The organism is Cupriavidus sp. 05L411 (assembly GCF_056398045.1).
Map to the genome: position 1 here is coordinate 41,209 of NZ_JBFTOQ010000011.1, position 15,484 is coordinate 56,692.

16 protein-coding genes are annotated in these 15,484 nt (G+C 60.0%); 9 read left to right on the plus strand and 7 right to left on the minus strand.

Annotated features, from left to right (window positions below; translation table 11 throughout):
* Window positions 1-43 precede the first annotated feature (43 nt).
* The 4 genes from AC1DQR_RS15355 (at window position 44) to AC1DQR_RS15370 (ending at window position 3,409) form a co-directional block, all read left to right on the plus strand.
* Entirely contained in the window at window positions 44-1,102 is a 1,059-nt protein-coding gene (locus AC1DQR_RS15355) for a beta-keto acid cleavage family enzyme (protein ID WP_477133287.1), read from the plus strand.
* A 253-nt stretch (window positions 1,103-1,355) separates the two neighbouring features.
* Entirely contained in the window at window positions 1,356-2,348 is a 993-nt protein-coding gene (locus tag AC1DQR_RS15360) for a Bug family tripartite tricarboxylate transporter substrate binding protein (RefSeq protein ID WP_416052915.1), read from the plus strand.
* Between the two features lie 37 nt (window positions 2,349-2,385).
* Window positions 2,386-3,087: a DsbA family oxidoreductase gene (locus AC1DQR_RS15365; RefSeq protein WP_477133288.1), complete on the plus strand. Its 702-nt coding sequence runs from the start codon at window positions 2,386-2,388 to the stop codon at window positions 3,085-3,087.
* A complete protein-coding gene (locus AC1DQR_RS15370; protein WP_416052913.1) occupies window positions 3,080-3,409 on the plus strand; it encodes a Rieske (2Fe-2S) protein in 330 nt (109 codons plus the stop codon). Before AC1DQR_RS15365 ends, AC1DQR_RS15370 begins: the two co-directional genes overlap by 8 nt.
* Here the strand turns inward: AC1DQR_RS15370 and AC1DQR_RS15375 are convergent.
* A complete protein-coding gene (locus tag AC1DQR_RS15375; RefSeq protein WP_477133289.1) occupies window positions 3,383-3,643 on the minus strand; it encodes a hypothetical protein in 261 nt (86 codons plus the stop codon). The two genes, AC1DQR_RS15370 and AC1DQR_RS15375, sit on opposite strands and share 27 nt — an antisense overlap.
* Window positions 3,644-3,913: 270 nt before the next feature.
* Between AC1DQR_RS15375 and AC1DQR_RS15380 the strand changes: the two genes are divergently transcribed.
* The gene (locus tag AC1DQR_RS15380; protein ID WP_477133290.1) at window positions 3,914-4,972 is read left to right on the plus strand and encodes a beta-keto acid cleavage family enzyme; all 1,059 of its coding nucleotides are present in this window, start codon (window positions 3,914-3,916) and stop codon (window positions 4,970-4,972) included.
* Window positions 4,973-5,117: 145 nt separating this feature from the next.
* Window positions 5,118-6,098 (plus strand): quinone oxidoreductase family protein, encoded by a 981-nt coding sequence (locus AC1DQR_RS15385; RefSeq protein ID WP_006156180.1) that lies wholly within the window; start codon window positions 5,118-5,120, stop codon window positions 6,096-6,098.
* A gap of 66 nt (window positions 6,099-6,164) precedes the next feature.
* Here AC1DQR_RS15385 and AC1DQR_RS15390 read toward each other — a convergent pair whose 3' ends face one another.
* From AC1DQR_RS15390 to glaH, 3 genes are all read right to left on the minus strand, one after another.
* Window positions 6,165-6,389 carry a hypothetical protein gene (locus tag AC1DQR_RS15390; protein ID WP_477133291.1) on the minus strand — a complete coding sequence of 75 codons (225 nt, stop codon included), beginning with the start codon at window positions 6,387-6,389 and terminating at the stop codon, window positions 6,165-6,167.
* A 208-nt stretch (window positions 6,390-6,597) separates the two neighbouring features.
* Window positions 6,598-7,836, minus strand: coding sequence for an alpha-hydroxy acid oxidase (locus AC1DQR_RS15395; RefSeq protein ID WP_477133292.1), 1,239 nt, complete (start codon window positions 7,834-7,836; stop codon window positions 6,598-6,600).
* A 66-nt stretch (window positions 7,837-7,902) separates the two neighbouring features.
* Entirely contained in the window at window positions 7,903-8,832 is a 930-nt protein-coding gene (glaH, locus tag AC1DQR_RS15400; protein WP_416052908.1) for a glutarate dioxygenase GlaH, read from the minus strand.
* A 51-nt stretch (window positions 8,833-8,883) separates the two neighbouring features.
* On the opposite strand from glaH, the gene AC1DQR_RS15405 reads away from it, so the two are divergent.
* A complete protein-coding gene (locus AC1DQR_RS15405; protein WP_416052907.1) occupies window positions 8,884-9,840 on the plus strand; it encodes a LysR family transcriptional regulator in 957 nt (318 codons plus the stop codon).
* A gap of 14 nt (window positions 9,841-9,854) precedes the next feature.
* On the opposite strand, the gene AC1DQR_RS15410 is transcribed toward AC1DQR_RS15405, so the two are convergent.
* Window positions 9,855-11,144 carry an MFS transporter gene (locus AC1DQR_RS15410; RefSeq protein WP_477133293.1) on the minus strand — a complete coding sequence of 430 codons (1,290 nt, stop codon included), beginning with the start codon at window positions 11,142-11,144 and terminating at the stop codon, window positions 9,855-9,857.
* 302 nt (window positions 11,145-11,446) lie between these two features.
* On the opposite strand from AC1DQR_RS15410, the gene AC1DQR_RS15415 reads away from it, so the two are divergent.
* Complete coding sequence (locus tag AC1DQR_RS15415; protein WP_416052905.1) at window positions 11,447-12,442, plus strand: Bug family tripartite tricarboxylate transporter substrate binding protein; 996 nt, start codon at window positions 11,447-11,449, stop codon at window positions 12,440-12,442.
* Between the two features lie 219 nt (window positions 12,443-12,661).
* On the opposite strand, the gene AC1DQR_RS15420 is transcribed toward AC1DQR_RS15415, so the two are convergent.
* Window positions 12,662-13,222 (minus strand): RBBP9/YdeN family alpha/beta hydrolase, encoded by a 561-nt coding sequence (locus AC1DQR_RS15420; protein ID WP_416052904.1) that lies wholly within the window; start codon window positions 13,220-13,222, stop codon window positions 12,662-12,664.
* Between the two features lie 9 nt (window positions 13,223-13,231).
* Window positions 13,232-14,143, minus strand: a complete 912-nt coding sequence (locus AC1DQR_RS15425) for a TauD/TfdA dioxygenase family protein (RefSeq protein ID WP_477133294.1) — start codon at window positions 14,141-14,143, stop codon at window positions 13,232-13,234.
* Window positions 14,144-14,269: 126 nt separating this feature from the next.
* Here AC1DQR_RS15425 and AC1DQR_RS15430 point away from each other — a divergent pair, with 126 nt between their 5' ends.
* A complete protein-coding gene (locus AC1DQR_RS15430; RefSeq protein ID WP_477133295.1) occupies window positions 14,270-15,298 on the plus strand; it encodes an AraC family transcriptional regulator in 1,029 nt (342 codons plus the stop codon).
* The last annotated feature ends 186 nt before the right edge of the window (window positions 15,299-15,484 follow it).

The following is a 15,484-nucleotide window of genomic DNA, read 5'->3' on the forward strand; positions in this document are numbered from 1 at the left end:
CCGCCGCCAAGCCTTGCCCCACCTTTATCAATGGAGACATGCCGTGAACTACCTCGATGGATCCCTGTTCCCCGAAAACCAGCAGCCGTTGATCATCACTGCGGCGCCCTACGCACCGGGATGGCTGCCGTCCGATTTCCCGGAAGACATCCCCGTGACGATGGAAGACCAGATCCAGAAGGCCGTGGATTGCTACAACGCCGGCGCGACTGTGCTGCACCTGCATGTGCGCGAGCTTGACGGCAAAGGCTCGAAGCGTCTGTCCAAGTTCAACGAGCTGATCGCCGGGGTGCGTAACGCTGTGCCGGAGATGATCATCCAGGTGGGCGGGTCGATCAGTTTCGCACCCGAAAACGAGGGGGCCGCCGCCAAGTGGCTGTCCGACGACACCCGTCACATGCTTGCCGAACTTGACCCCGTTCCGGACCAGGTGACCGTCACGGTGAACACGTCTCAGATGAACGTGACGGAGCATGCGGAACTCGCGGATTTCAAGGGCACCTCGCGTGAGAACCCTGCGATCTTCGACGCGTACAAGGAAATGACGGTTCCCGCCCAGCCCGGCTGGGTCGAAGAGCACATCCGCCGCCTTACCGCAGCCGGCATCCAGAGTGCCTTCCAGTGCTACAACATCAATAGCTTCGAGTCCGTGGAGCGGTTGATTCGGCGTGGTGTCTACAAGGGCCCGCTGGTCATGAATTGGGTGGCAATCAGCGGCGGCATGGATGCACCCAGCATCTTTAACTTCGCCAACATTGTTCGTGCCGTCCCGGATGGCGCGGTGCTTACCGTTGAAAGCTCTGTGCGCAACGTGCTTCCTGTCAACATGATGGGTGTTGCCTTGGGCTTGCATGTGCGCTGCGGGACCGAGGACTGCCTCTGGAACCAGTCGCGCACGGCCAAGATGAGCACGGTGAAGCAGATTGAGCAGCTGGTGCGCATCGCGAGCGAATTCGGCCGCAAAGTGGCAACGGCCCAGGAAGCGCGCGAAATCCAGAAGATTGGCGTGTTCTATGACACGGTCGAGGAGACGTTGGCTGCCAATGGCTTCGCGCCGAACCGCAATGGCGGCAATCAAGGCTTCCTGCGCAAGGCCGCCTGACTCGGGCCGGTTGGAAATGACCGGCAGGTGAGGGTGCCAGCCTTGCGCGGCGCGGTGCCAGGGGGCACGCCTGAATGTCAAGACTGGCAATCTCATTATGGCTAGTTTGTTTATGTCGACAATAAAAAACATGACTGCTATGATCGTGCCGAAGATGGCCTGGGCAGGTAGAGGCGGCTCGTCGCGCAGCAGGCCTCGGTGAGGCCGACAGCACTTGGCAGGCTGGATAGTAGTCAAAAAAATGGGGGAGACGATGTCATTACTAAAAAAGCTGCTCGCAGCTGCGTTGTGCGCCGAGACAATCATTGCCTTATGCGCGCCAGGCCCGGTCCAGGCACAGGAAGCCTGGCCGGCGCGCCCGATTCAAATGATCGTGCCGTCGTCTGCCGGATCGGGAACCGATGCGCTGGCGCGGGTCATGGCGCAGCGCCTTTCCGAATCGCTGAAGCAGGCAGTGGTCGTGGAGAACCGGCCGGGTGGCAGCGGGGTGATCGGGACCAACGCCGTCCTCAAAGCGGCGCCGGATGGCTACACGATTCTCTACACAACGGCGTCCAACATGGTGGTTGCGCCGGCAGTCATCAAGTCCATTTCCCAGGAGGCACGAAAGAGCCTCATGCCGATCGCGCAGACGGCTGTGGGCGGGGTGCTGCTACTGGTGAGCCCGGATCTGCCGGTGTCCGACTTGCCTGGGCTTGTCGAGTTCGTGAGAGCGAATCCGGATAAGTACAGCTATGGCAGTTGGGGCACAGGCTCATCCGCGCACTTGACGATGGAGTGGTTGAAGAAGCAGACCGGCATGAAGACCGAACACGTTGCATATCGGACCTCCAGTCAACTGCTCACCGAGCTTTCCTCGGGTGTGCTAAAGATCGGCTGGACCGATCCCAGCGTGGCGGTGCCGTTCCTGCGTTCGGGGAAGGTGCGCGGCATTGCCATTGCGGGCAACGTGCGGTCTCCCCAGCTTGCCAACGTCAAGACGATGGGTGAACAGGGCTACAAGTTCAGTACGGTGGGATGGTTCGGCATGTTCGCGCCGGCCGGAACTAGTCCGGTGATCGTGAAGCGGCTGGCGGATGAGGTCAACAAGGTACAGGCGTTGCCGGAGATCGCGGCCCTGATGAAGAAACAGAACTTCGAGCCGCCGCCGGTAAAGTCCTCCGCGCAGTTGGGCGAAATTGTCCGGAACGATCTGCAAGTCTGGACGAAGATCGCCAACGACGCAGGCATCAGGCTCGAAGAATAAGATACGGCCCCCGCCCCGGGGGATAAGGAATGATTGCGTGAATTGCTCTGAACTCTCGGGTGCGGTCCCTGCCCCTACATCGTCGCAAACTCTGCGCGTTGACTTCTACCTTGACCTGATATGCCCCTGGTGCTGGATTGGGTTGCGTAATCTGCGTTCAGCATGGGCAAGCTTTCGACAGCAGCATCCCGGATTGGCGCTGGAGACGATATGGCATGCCAATGCTCTGCTGCCGCAGATTCCTGCGCAAGGCATTCCGTACCAGGCATTCTATGAAGCACGGCTTGGTGGCCAACGGGCTGTGGCGATGCGCCGCGCACAGATTCGCGCTGTGGCTGAATCGGTCGATCTATCGCTGAACTTCGAGAACATTGCGACCTTTCCGAATTCGGCGCTGGCATGTGCCTTGGTCAATGCGGCCCAGTCCAAACTGGCGCCGGTGGTCATGTACCAGTTGGTGGAGTCCATCTACTGCGCATTCTTCTTCCAAGGGCAAGACATCGGTTCAACGCAGACCCTGCAGGCCCTGGCTCAAGCGTCTGGGTTCAACTGGGATGCCAGGGCATCCTCCGCGCGCCAGTCCTCAATTGGGGCCGAGCATGCAGGAGGGGTTCCTCATCTCGTCTTCAATGCGCAGTGGCCGGTTACTGGCGCGGTTCCAGCAAGCGAGTTGGTTCGCATCATGCAGCAAGCCGTGGTGGCCAAGCGTTTGAACAGCGAGTGCGAATCCAATGCCTGATTCCGAATGGATTCTGGTCGGGCCTGCGGAGTCACTGGCTCCAGGCGCACGCAAATTGGTCTTCTTGCAAGACGGTCAATCGGCGATCGTGTTCAACCTTGGCGGCCAGTTCTTTGCCATGGAAAACAGTTGCCCGCATGCGGGTGCTTCCATGGCGGGAGGCTCGTGTGTTGAGCACGTCATCAGTTGCCCTTCACACGGCTTGCGATTTGACATTCGCAACGGCCAGTGCACCTCGTCTTCGAGCTTGCGTATCCGCACCTATGAAGTCGTTGCGGCGGACAAGCAACTCTGGCTACGTACGCCAGAACTCAATCAATGAGAATTCCCTAAAGCAAGGAAACGGCTTCTGCGGCGGCTCGTCATGTTTCCAACGGAATAGTTGGAGCTGCGTGCCATGGCGAAAATGTTCATTGGCCGATGCCGCAAAGAAGTGCTGGAAGGCTGCTCGGGTGCCATTGGCGCGCAAACGCCCGGTTGAGGTCGTAGCAGCCTGCTGATACATGCAGCGAACAGAGAGATCGCGCGGCGCTTCGGCATCCAGCTTTAGCGGCATGCGAGGTCAGCGCGGCCGCCACCTTGTCCGGTGCTCCTGCGCCAGCCTATTGTCATAAAAAGGCAAGTTCAAGGCGTGCAAGGTAAAGCGGGAAGTGGTGCCAGGCCAGATGATTCACTCGTCGCGAAGGACACTCTGACATCACCGGTTAAAGGAGATGCTCGCCTGCGCACCGCCGTGCCGACGATGGCGCTGTAAATAGGGTTCTAAAGTTCTCTCATCTAGTTCGACATACTCAATATTCACATTTCAACTTGGATATCCATCATCATGAACTTCCTTGACGGCCACCTGTATCCCGAGAACCAGCAGCCCCTGATCATCACGGCCGCTCCCTATGCGCCGGGCTGGATTCCCTCCGACTTCCCGGAAGATATCCCTGTGACGATGGAGGAGCAGATCCAGAAGGCGGCGGATTGCTACGAAGCCGGTGCCACCGTGCTGCACCTGCATGTGCGAGAACCCGATGGCAGAGGCAGCAAGCGCCTTTCCATGTTCAATGAGCTGATCGCCGGGGTGCGAAAGGCCGTGCCCGAGATGGTCATCCAGGTGGGTGGCTCGATCAGCTTTGCGCCCGAAGACGATGGCTCTGCGGCCAAATGGCTCTCCGACGACACGCGGCATATGCTGGCCGAACTCGATCCGAAGCCCGACCAGGTGACGGTGACCGTCAACACCACGCAGATGAATGTGACAGAGCATGCTGGCCTGGATGACTTCAAGGGAGTTTCGCGGGGATTCCCGCACCTCTATGCAACCTACAAGGACATGATCGTGCCCTCGAACCCCAGCTGGGTTGAGGAGCACATCCGACGCCTGACAGCCGCCGGCATCCAAAGTGAGTTCCAGTGCTACAACATCAACAGCTTTGAAACCATTGAGCGGATGATTCGCCGCGGCGTCTACAAGGGGCCCCTGGTGATGAACTGGGTGGCGATCAGCGGTGGCATGGACCAAGCGAACATCTACAACCTGGCTAACTTCCTGCGTGCTGCGCCCGACGGCGCGGTGATCACGGTGGAGAGTTCGGTGCTCAATGTGCTGCCCGTGAATATGATCGGCATTGCCTTGGGCCTGCATGTGCGGTGCGGCATCGAGGATGTACTCTGGAACCAGACCCGCACGGGAAAGGCCACCTCTGTCGAGCAGATCAAGCAACTGGTGCGTATCGCCGGCGAATTTGGTCGCCCCATCGCGACGGCGAAACAGGCACGAGAGATCATGCAGATCGGGGTCTTCTACGACACGGCGGAAGAGACGCTCCAGGCCAATGGCTTCGCACCCAATCGCAACGGTGGCAACCAGGGATTCCTGCGCAAGCCGGCCTAAGGCCTCTGGGGGAGTTGACATCCTATGCTGTATGAGTCGTCCAGCATTTCCTGGGGGGCGGACTAAGGCTGAAGGTGCAGTTTCCCCCATCGATCGGACGGCTTTGATATTCATCTAGCCTATTTGATACAGAACAGGAGACAACATGGCGAAAGTCGTTAAATTCTACGAAACGGGCGGCCCCGAGGTCCTTCGTTTTGAAGACGCTGAGGTTGGCGAACCAGGACCGGGAGAGGTCCGCGTTCGCCACGTGGCCGTGGGCCTGAATTTTGCCGACACCTACTTCCGCGGTGGCACCTACCAGGTTCCGCTGCCCAGCGGCCTCGGCAACGAGGCGGCCGGCGTGGTCGAGGCAGTCGGTGCCGGTGTGACCCAGCTGGCGGTCGGCGACCGTGTGACCTACACGGGCTTTGTCAACACGCTGGGTGCCTACAGCACTGAGCGGTTGATTTCTGCCGCACTCCTGATCAAGCTGCCGGATGCCATCAGTTGCGAAGCCGCGGCGGCCATGACCATGCGGGGCTTGTCCGCCTCCTACCTGGTGCGCCGGATCTACCCCTTCGTGGCGGGCGAGGCCGTGCTGCTGCATGCCGCGGCAGGCGGTGTTGGCTTGATCGTTTCGCAATGGGCTAAATTGCTCGGGCTGACGGTGATCGGCACGGTGTCGACCGATGCCAAGGCTGAAGTCGCGCGCGCTCACGGCTGTGATCACACGATCAACTACAGCCATGAGGATGTCGCCAAGCGCGTGCGGGAGCTGACGGGCGGAGTGGGGGTGTCCGTGGTCTTCGACAGCGTCGGCAAGGCCACCTTCATGTCCTCGCTGGACTCACTCAAGCGCCGGGGCCTGATGGTCTGCGTTGGTACCGCCTCCGGCACAATTCCGCCGTTCGATCCGCAAATCCTGGCCCGCAAGGGCTCGCTCTACCTGACCCGCCCGGGCCTGGCCGACTACATCGCCGATCCGGCCGAAAAGGCGGAGCTGGTCGACGAGCTATTTGGCCACGTGGCAGCAGGGCGCATCCGCATCGAGATCAACCAGCGCTATGCCTTGGAGGATGCCGTGCAGGCACATCGGGACCTGGAGGCTCGAAAGACCACGGGCTCGTCCATTTTCGTGATTTGAGGGTTTCCTCTCCTGGGGAACTCGAACCGTCAGGCTGCCTTGGCCTGCAGAACGCAATCTAGTGATCTAGTGATCCGGCGGTCGGGTCAGGGTGTTCAGGACCCGCTGCCGGTAGCGCTCCTCGTTGTGCGCGATGTCGGGATCCGCATATTCCACGCCGGAGCGCAGTGCGTCGCAGAAGAGCGCCGCCATCTCGCGAACGGTGGCGGCAGCGGTGTTGGTGATTGCCTCGGCGTCGCCCACGATGTGAATCCCGCCACCACCCAGAATGCAGGCACGGTTTCCGCTCATCCGCCTGCGACCTCCCCCCGTTCCGATCTGAATGACTCTGCCTGGCATGGGCATGCCGGTTTTGGCACGCGTGCTCATGCCCGGGCACATGACGCCATGCAGCAATGCATGGTCTGCATTGCTGCATGTCCACGAGGACCATGCGTTTTGGCGATGCGGGCTACATGGAAGTGGGGAAACGCGACACAATCCGATCGGCTCTGTGGCCCTAGACGATGACGGAATCGTTCACGTCCGCGATGGTCTTCGCGCCAAGCATGGCCATGTTTCGATCGACCTCATCGCGCAAGAGCGTGATGGCGTGGCGAACGCCTTCGGCTCCCCCAACAGCCGCGGCGTAAATAAAAGGTCGCCCCAGGAAGACAAAGCGGGCTCCTGATGCCAACGCTTTCAGAACATCACCGCCTCGCCGGATACCGCTGTCCATCATGACGGTTGTCTTGTGCGCGACTGCCTCACAAATCTCCGGCAATACAGCAAGCGGCTCCACGGCGCCGTCCAGTTGGCGCCCGCCGTGATTCGAGACAATGATGCCGTCTGCGCCCAAGGCGACAGCGCGCTCGGCGTCGGACTTATGCAAAATGCCCTTTATGACCAAGTTGCCGCGCCATCTTTGCCGGATTCGCTCGATATCCGTCCAGCTCAGGTGATCGCGCCCCGTCGTATCGCGAATCGCGGAGGCCGACAGGATCGGTGCGCCGCGAGACGCAAAAGAATTCTCGAAATGCGGCATCCCGCTAGACATGAGCGTTCTGGCGAACGTCCCGGCCAGCCAACGCGGCCGAGATATCCCATCGAACGCCAAGCGCAGAGATGGTCGCAAAGGCAAAGAGAAGCCAGTACGGACGTTATTCTCCCGGTTGGCCCAAACGGGAATATCAACCGTAAGGACAAGCGTAGCGAACCCGGCCGCTTCAATCCGCTCAATCAGGGCGTCCCTGCGTGCGGCATCGCCCGGCAGGTATGCCTGAAACCAGGTGCCTGGCGCGGCTGCGTGAACGTCTTCCATCGGAATCAGGGACGTGCCGCTCATGATTGCGGGTATCCGCTCTTCCCGTGCTGTTTGCGCGAGAACCACATCGCCGCGGTAAGCGGCGATCGCACTGATTCCAACGGGCGCCACGCCGAAGGGTGAAGCGTAACGTTGCCCAAAGATCTCAGTCGCTTGCGACCTTCCAGACACGTCGACAAGGACTTTGGGACGAAACCTGACGTCGTCGAATGCCGTCCTGTTCGCGGCAAGCGACTTGCCGTCCTCTGCGGCGCCGGCAATATAGCCAAAGATCGGGCGCGGAAGCTCCCTCTTTGCCGCGACTTCAAAATCGGCCAGTGAGAGGATTGGTCGCAGTCGTCGATGAATCTGACTATTGGCTCCATATGCCGGCTTGGCGGGCATTCCAGCGCTCGGAACGGCCTGGATATCTGCAACTTCTGTTTGAGATGTCATGTTGATTTGAAGCGTCTATCAGGCCCAACCGCTGTCACTATCAGCCACGCCGGATCACATTGATGATTAGGCGAACGTGCCTCGCTGGCGCATCAGCTCMCGGAACAGCGCCTCATTTTTCTCGAACGGCGCACGCCCGTGGAGGTAGAAGTAGTTGTTCAGGACAACCAGATCGCCGACGGGCAGCGAAACTTCCTTTGTTCCCGGCGAAGCCTCCATGGAAGTCGACAGGTCGTTGAGAAATGCAGCCTCCTCGCGATTGCGAGGCTGTACAAACTGATCGATGAATGACATCGACAGCCCAAACGCGTTCTGGAAGAAGAGAGGGCGTTCGACCCTATCGCTGACATTCTTGGACCCCGGCGCCTTGTAGAGGAAAGGCTGCGTCCCGAGGCGGTGACTGACAAACCGGTCACGCTCCTGCCAATCGTCCAGATGCAAGAATCGGGACTCGCCGCCACTTGCATTCTGTTCTGCGAATTTCATCATCAACAGCCAGTCCGTCGCTTCGGTAACGAAGGTGCCATCGGTGTGCATCGTGAAGAGTCGATAGGCTTGGCGCAGATAGGAGTCGCTATCGTCCGTGTGCTTGACCACGAAGCGAGCATAGTAAGTGCCCGACATCGCATCGTGGTTGCCGGGGCCCAAGAGGTGCCCAATGGCAGTGCCGAAGCGAACGAAATCGTCGGCGTTCGTCGTCAGTCCCTGGAGGCCTACCGTAAAGCCACCGTGCTGCCGGTCCTTCACAATGCTGTTGATGGTTGTCGCGAAGTCCTCGCCGACATGCTTCGCCAGTAAGTCCGCGAGCCCGTAGCGCATGAAGGGAACGTACTCGAGGTTTTGAACATCGACCTTGCGTGCGTCATGCAGGAAGCCAAGAACGGTATCGCGCTCAACGGTTACATGCAGGATGCGATGGTGGGCTGGGTGGGCAGACACTTGGAAGCGGGACTCGTCATTGCTGGCAAGCACCGACGCAGGAAGCGGGGCATTCATTGGTAGCTCTCCGGGAGGTTGCAGGGTGTTATTTCATCTGGATTCTTTGATATGATCCAGATAGAAGACAGTAATCTTTGTTCCGAAATTGAGATTAAAACGATGATTGACGTTCGCCAGTTGCAGAGCTTCCTTGCCGTGGCAGAAGAGCTTCACTTTGCGAAGGCGGCAGATCGCCTGGGTGTCGCACAATCAGGGCTTAGCACGCAGATCCAACGCCTTGAGCAGGATTTGGGGGTCACGCTCTTGAACCGCAACAAAAGGAAGCCGGTGTCACTTACCGACGCGGGGCGCCTGTTCCATGCCGAGGCGGTTGCTGCGTTGCGGCACATTGAGCGAGCCGACCAGGTGGGACGCCTGGCTGCCCGAGGGCTGGCTGGCGTCATCCGTGTCGGCTATGTGGCATCTGGCGTAAGCAGCGGCCTTTTGTCCACGATGCTGAGCGAGTTCCGGAAATCACACGAGATGGTCCGGATCGAAGTCGTGCCAATGGAAACGCCAAGGCAGCTCGAAGCGCTCAGCGATGGCCAGATTGATGTGGGAATTGTCAGGCCCAGACGACTCTATCCGGCTGGCGTGATCACGAAAGTCCTGCAGACTGAACGTCTGCTGGCTGCAATGACAGGAAGCCATCCACTTGCAAGGCGAGGGACCGTTTCAGCGCGCGCGCTAGCAGATCAATCCTTCATCGTCCCGCAGTTTGCAGACGAGGAGGGATTCGGGGATGCGCTATCCGCCCTGGGCAAAGCCGGAGGGTTCACGCCTCATCTGGAATATCGCGTCCAGGATTTCATCTCCGCCATCTGCCTCGCGTCCGCGGGATATGGAGTGGCCATCGTGCCTGAGTCAATGCAGAATTTCTCCCAGCCAGGCATCTTCTACACACAGATCGCCGACTTCAAGTTCTCAGTGCACCTGGCGCTAGCATATAGGCGTCGGGAAATATCCCCGGCGGTACGAGCCTTTGTGCAACTTGGAACTGAGGCTCTCAATGGCCGTGCATCGTAGACTCGGCAGCGCGCTCAGCCGCGTCGCGCTTCCGCGACGTAGCACCATCTGCCAATGAGGAACACGGTGAAGGGCAGCATTGCCGCGAACGGTAGCCAGCGCAAGGCAACTTGAAGACCAACCGCATCCGCTACCATGCCGGTGATAAAGGGGCCTGCTGCGAGGCCCAGTATGTTGTTAAACAGCGTTAGAGTGGCAAATGCCGAGCCGTGAATGGCTGGCGGCGTGGCCCCGGCAATGATCGCGCTACATGTGCCGAACGAGCTGGCAAGGAAGAACACCCCGGGCGCAAGGAGCGCGAGTTGCAGATTGCCTTGTGGCAAACGGAACGCGATCGCCAGCAGAACGCCTAACACGAGGCAATAGCCAATGGCCATGTTCCACCTCTTGAGCGACGAATCCCCGCTGATCCGATCGGTCATCACACCGCATATGAGTTGGCCAAGGCCGCTGACAAGGACCAGGCCGGCCGCCAGCGTGGCTGCTTCGCTGACAGGCATGCCCCAGTAGCGATTCAGGTAGCTGGGCAGCCACACGAACAGAGTGCCTTGAACGAAGATCTGCAGGGCGCAACCGAGGTAGGCACAAAAGACGGAACGGGACGGAAACAGGCCAGAGAAAAACACGCGCGGTGTCAGTTTCACATGCCCGTGGACCGGAGTTCCGTTTGCATTGTCCGGTTGCGCACTTGCGAGTTTTTTCTCGGTGACCACGAAGTAATAAATGATCACCAGCACAAAGCCAACGATGGCCATCAGACCCATCGACCATCGCCATCCAAAGTGCGTCGCAATGATCCCGGAAAGCGAAACACCGAGCACGGACCCAAAGGCGGCGGCAGACGTGAAGCCGCCGGCAATGGTAGACCGCATATGCCTTGGGAAGACGCTCACGAGCATAGCGAATCCGACACTTCCATAGGCAGCCTCGCCGACGCCGACGAACAAACGCGCAACGAACATCTCATGATAGGTACTGGCGATGGCGCACCCAAGCGTGGCAACACTCCACACCGCAACCATCAGTGCAATGCTTTTGACGCGCCCCCAACGGTCCGCGATGATGGAGAACGGGAGGGTCAGCACGCCGACCATCAACGGCACCACGCTGCTAATCGAGCCGAGCTGTGTATCGGAAAGCTGCCACTGCACTTTCAAGAGTGGAAACAAGGCATTGATCGCCTGCCGCGACATGTAGTCAGACAGTAGCAGGCAAAACATCAATGCAAAGACCACCCACGCGTAGGGTCGGGCACCAGTGGTAGCCGCAGCCGGCCCAGCCGGCATCGCGTTACTCGTAGACATGTTCAATTTTTGTCTCCTTATGACTTCTTGCATCGGATCATCTAGCCTGGCGTTACTTCCCGCTTTACCTTGCGCGCCTTGAACTTGGCTATTTATGACAGTCATCCGCAGGCGCAGGGGAGCCGTGGTCGGGGCCCGCCTGCACGCTCTGGAGATCTGAGCAGGGTTTTCCCTTTGCTTGCGCGAGTTGGTAATAACTTGTCGTGAACGGTCAAGCCGGTTGGCCCGGTGCGATCCGAGAATAGACGAACAAGCCTTTCTAAACACGCAAAGCATCGCAATCGAAATCAAAAGGGGTAGACATGAAGAAGCAGGCCAATCACTTGGGGTGGCGCGGTTGCGCCTTGGTAATCGGTGTTGGTGTCGCCGGGGGCATGTCCGTGGCCCAGGCCCAGGAGGCTTGGCCCAGCAAGCCGATCCGTCTGGTGGTGGCGGGGCCTGCCGGCGGCAGTGCCGACGCCTTGGCCCGGCTGCTGGCGCAAGGCCTGCAGCAAAAATTGAGCAAGCCAGTCATCGTAGAAAACAAGGCTGGTGCCGCCGGTGCGCTGGCGATCAGCGATTTGCAGTCCAACGGCAAGGATGGCTATACCTTCCTGGTTATCCAGGGCGGTGTCGTGAGCGAAGCGCCGTTGGCCTACAAGGTCCATTACAAGCCGTTTACGGACCTGAAGCCCCTGGCCCAGATCAGTCGCACGGGGCTGGTGCTGGTTGCCAACAAGGATGTGCCCATCTCCAACCTGAAGCAGTTGGTGGACTATGGCAAGTCGCAGAAGGATGGTCTCGTTTTCGCGTCCTATGCTACGGGATTGAAGGGCCACACCTCGGGCATCCTGCTCGGGCAGCTCACGCATGTGCCAATGCGGCATGTGGGCTACAAAGGCTCGCCCCCGGCGTTGAACGACCTGATGGGTGGTCATGTGCCCCTGATGTTCGATGGGGTGACTACCTCGTTGCCGCTGATCAAAGCGGGAAAGATCAAGGCGATTGCCTTGAACTATCCGACCCGGATTGCCGAATTGCCGGATGTGCCGACTTTCAAGGAGCTCGGTTACCCACAACTGGCGCAAGCAGGGTGGTTCGCAGTGTGGTCCCGCCCGGATGTCGCTCCGGCAATCCAGGAGAAAATCCGCGAGATAACACTGGCGTATTTCAAGCAACCGGCGGTGCAGAACCACGTCAAGGACATGGGGATGGAGCAGGGGGGCGCCGCTACGTCGGAAGAGTTGATGGCGGACCTGAAGCAGGCATACCAGCAACAGGCCGCGCTGCTGAAGTCCATTAACTACCAGCCGGATTAATAAGCGATTATTCTGCGCAAACTCGCCATTGCAGCGCGAATGGCCTTTGCGCAGTCGTTGGTCAGTGTATGCGGCATCGTCGTTCCGGCTCGTCCGTCAGGTAAGCATACGGATCGCGGTCGCCGAGTCTGACTGATCGTCCTAAGCGGGCGCCGCCGTCTTCAAATCCCGCGGGCCGCTCTTTTTTTCCCGGCCGGCGGCATTCCACCGCCGGTTCGGTCACGAGAGTTCGCGAATGAACGCTTTGGCTTGCGGCCACTCGCCATAGCCTGAAGCGGGATTCAGATGCCCGACCTCGCCGAGTTCGACAAAGCGGCTGCCCCACGCCTTCGCCAGGCCACGGGCGCGATCGAGGCGCGTCAGAGGATCGTTGCTGCTTGCCGCAACGATGCTCGGAAACGGCAATGTGCCGCGAGGGATCGGCAGCCAGCCGTGGTCGCTCAGCGTGCCGAGCGTCGGATAGCCTGCTGGCATGGACGTTTCGAGGTCCGCGGGCGCCGCGAGCAGTGCGCCAAGGATCTCGCGTGTGGCGCCTCGGGTGGCCCAATGGGCGACCATCATCGCGCCTGCGCTGTGCGCCACGATGATCACCGGCCCCTCGATGGTGGCCAAAGCGCGATCGATCGCGTCGACGCGGGCAGCGCAACTCAGCTTGTCTTGCTCAAGCGGAGCGATGCTGACGACGCGAGGCAGCGTCGCCGCCAGCAGGGTTTGCCAGTGTTCCGGCACATGGTCACGCAGGCCAGGGACGATGAGAACGGTCGGTGCCATAGAGGTCATGTCGATCTTTCAGTAAGGCGCGTCACCGATGATGGCGGTACGCTCCATCTTTCGGTGGCACGGTGGATAATCCATCACTGCGTAGTGCTGGGTTGAACGGTTGTCCCAGAACGCAACGCTGTTCTTCTTCCAACGAAAACGCACTTGGTATTCGGGGATGTTGGCCTGGCTGACCAGGTAGCTAAGCAAATTGCCGGCACCCGGCGCCTTGTCCATCCCGAAGCGCACGTTGGCCGGCACATTGAAATTTGTGAAGTGCGTCGTAAAGCTTCCATTGACGAACAGCACTTTCTCTCCGGTTTCGGGATGGATGCGCACAACCGGGTGTTCGGCGTCCGGGTACTGAGCCTTCAGCGCAAGACGCTTTTCGATCGGCATCGCGGCACCGAAGCTCGCCTCGATGCTGTGGCGCGCGCGCAATGTGGCGATCTTCGTCTTGATCTCCTCGGGCAACTGGTTGTAAGCCTCGACCATGTTGACCCACATCGTGTCACCGCCCACAGGCGGGCATTCGACGCAGCGCAGCACGCAGCCCATCGGAGGCTTTTCGCGCCAAGTGGCATCGGTATGCCAGGAATTCTCGTTGCGCTCGGGGGGGCTGTCCGGGGTCTTGTAGATCTGAACCAGTCCTGGGTAATCGGGATGGCTGCCTACCACTGGGTGGTCCTCCAGCTCACCGAAGCGGCGCGCAAAGGCCACGTGCTGCGCGCGCGTGATGTCCTGGTCGCGGAAGAACACCACGCGATGCTTCAGGAGCAGCGCCCTAATCTCCGCCATCTGTTGGTCGTCCTCGGCCGCCGCGCCAAGGTTGACGTTGCTGAGTTCCGCACCGATCGTGCAGGTGATGGGCTCGACCCGGATCGAGTTGCCTAGAGAGGTTGCGCGGACCACTGCGGGTGCCGCCTTGAGGTGTTGAATCATGAGCGTGTCTCCGATTGTCGGTTAGGCCGATCGATCCTTGCGAGTCTGGATGTCGCGGGTATCTCCCGCTTGACAGTACATGACAGGCATTTATCATTCCATGTCAATGTCCTACTCAGTACTCTAATGTCGTCACTTGTCCGCGCCGCGGCCCTCACCAACTACAGCGAGGTCGCTCGAGCTGCCGGACTGGACCCGGTGCGGATGCTCTTTGACGCGGGGTTGAGTCCGAGCGTACTGAGCGAGCCGGACATCATGATTCCAGTCGAACGTGTCGGAAGGCTGCTTCAGGCGTCCGCAACCATGTCAGGCAACGAGAGTTTCGGACTGTGCATGGCCGAGTCGCGCCTCTTGTCCAATCTTGGGGCGGTAGGATTGCTGATCCGCGACCAGGCGACGCTGCGTGAGTCGCTTCACATGCTGATGCGCTATCAAGCGTCGCTAAACAGTGCGCTGTCGCTGGCGATCGAGGAGTGCGATGGACTGGTCATTATTCGCGAGGTGGTAGTGGCTGGCAGCGCACATCAACCCACGCGTCAAAGGGTTGAGCTTGCGCTTGGGGTCATGGTGCGGTTGATACGTCAGCTCCACAAGCCCGACTGGGAGCCGCGGCGTGTGTGCTTTGAGCACCCCGCGCCGCGCGACCTGAGTACGCACCGGCGGTTTTTTGGCCCTTGCGTCGAATTCAACTACGACTTCAACTGCATTATCTGCGCAAAGGCCGATCTGGATGCACGCAACCCGTCCGCGGATCCGGCCATGGGGCGCTACGTGCAGCGGCTGATAGACGCGTCTGCCCTGTCGCAGCAGGCGACAATGCTTGAGGATGTGCGGCGCATGATCCTGCTGCTGTTGCCCAGTGGGCGCTGCAGCATCGAACAGGTTGCGGAGCATCTGGGCGTGGTGTGCCGCACGGTCCAGCGCCGGCTGGCGGAACAGGGGCAGAGCTTCTCGTCGATCGTTAACGACATCCGTACGGAACTCGCCATACGCCATGTCACCGAGAGCGATCGTCCGTTGACGGAGGTGGCAACCCTGCTTGGTTTTTCCGCGCCGAGCGGATTCTCGCGCTGGTATCACGTGCAATTTGGCTGCAGCCCCAAGGAGAGCAGGGCGGCACGCGGCACATTGCGCCGACAGACGGCACCGACCTGAGCATAGCCCTGGCAGAGCGGAAGCCGCGTCAGGCCATGCCATGTACGGACGCACTCTTTGCCGGATTCGGATTCTTCACGTCTTCCGTCTTGCCAGCCACGCGGCGCGTGGCGAATTGGCCTTCGAGCAACCTTCAGTGACCCCACCGGCCCTGCGGAACCCTCTGTGGAACCAATGTGGACTTGC

Coding starts and splice junctions, on each gene's coding strand:
- AC1DQR_RS15360 (WP_416052915.1), top strand. CDS start 1,356: ATGTCATTACTAAAAAAGCTGCTCGCAGCTGCGTTGTGCGCCGAGACA.
- AC1DQR_RS15370 (WP_416052913.1), top strand. CDS start 3,080: ATGCCTGATTCCGAATGGATTCTGGTCGGGCCTGCGGAGTCACTGGCT.
- AC1DQR_RS15375 (WP_477133289.1), bottom strand. CDS start 3,643: ATGCCGCTAAAGCTGGATGCCGAAGCGCCGCGCGATCTCTCTGTTCGC.
- AC1DQR_RS15380 (WP_477133290.1), top strand. CDS start 3,914: ATGAACTTCCTTGACGGCCACCTGTATCCCGAGAACCAGCAGCCCCTG.
- AC1DQR_RS15385 (WP_006156180.1), top strand. CDS start 5,118: ATGGCGAAAGTCGTTAAATTCTACGAAACGGGCGGCCCCGAGGTCCTT.
- AC1DQR_RS15390 (WP_477133291.1), bottom strand. CDS start 6,389: ATGAGCGGAAACCGTGCCTGCATTCTGGGTGGTGGCGGGATTCACATC.
- AC1DQR_RS15395 (WP_477133292.1), bottom strand. CDS start 7,836: ATGACATCTCAAACAGAAGTTGCAGATATCCAGGCCGTTCCGAGCGCT.
- AC1DQR_RS15405 (WP_416052907.1), top strand. CDS start 8,884: ATGATCCAGATAGAAGACAGTAATCTTTGTTCCGAAATTGAGATTAAA.
- AC1DQR_RS15410 (WP_477133293.1), bottom strand. CDS start 11,144: ATGTCTACGAGTAACGCGATGCCGGCTGGGCCGGCTGCGGCTACCACT.
- AC1DQR_RS15415 (WP_416052905.1), top strand. CDS start 11,447: ATGAAGAAGCAGGCCAATCACTTGGGGTGGCGCGGTTGCGCCTTGGTA.
- AC1DQR_RS15420 (WP_416052904.1), bottom strand. CDS start 13,222: ATGACCTCTATGGCACCGACCGTTCTCATCGTCCCTGGCCTGCGTGAC.
- AC1DQR_RS15425 (WP_477133294.1), bottom strand. CDS start 14,143: ATGATTCAACACCTCAAGGCGGCACCCGCAGTGGTCCGCGCAACCTCT.
- AC1DQR_RS15430 (WP_477133295.1), top strand. CDS start 14,270: ATGTCGTCACTTGTCCGCGCCGCGGCCCTCACCAACTACAGCGAGGTC.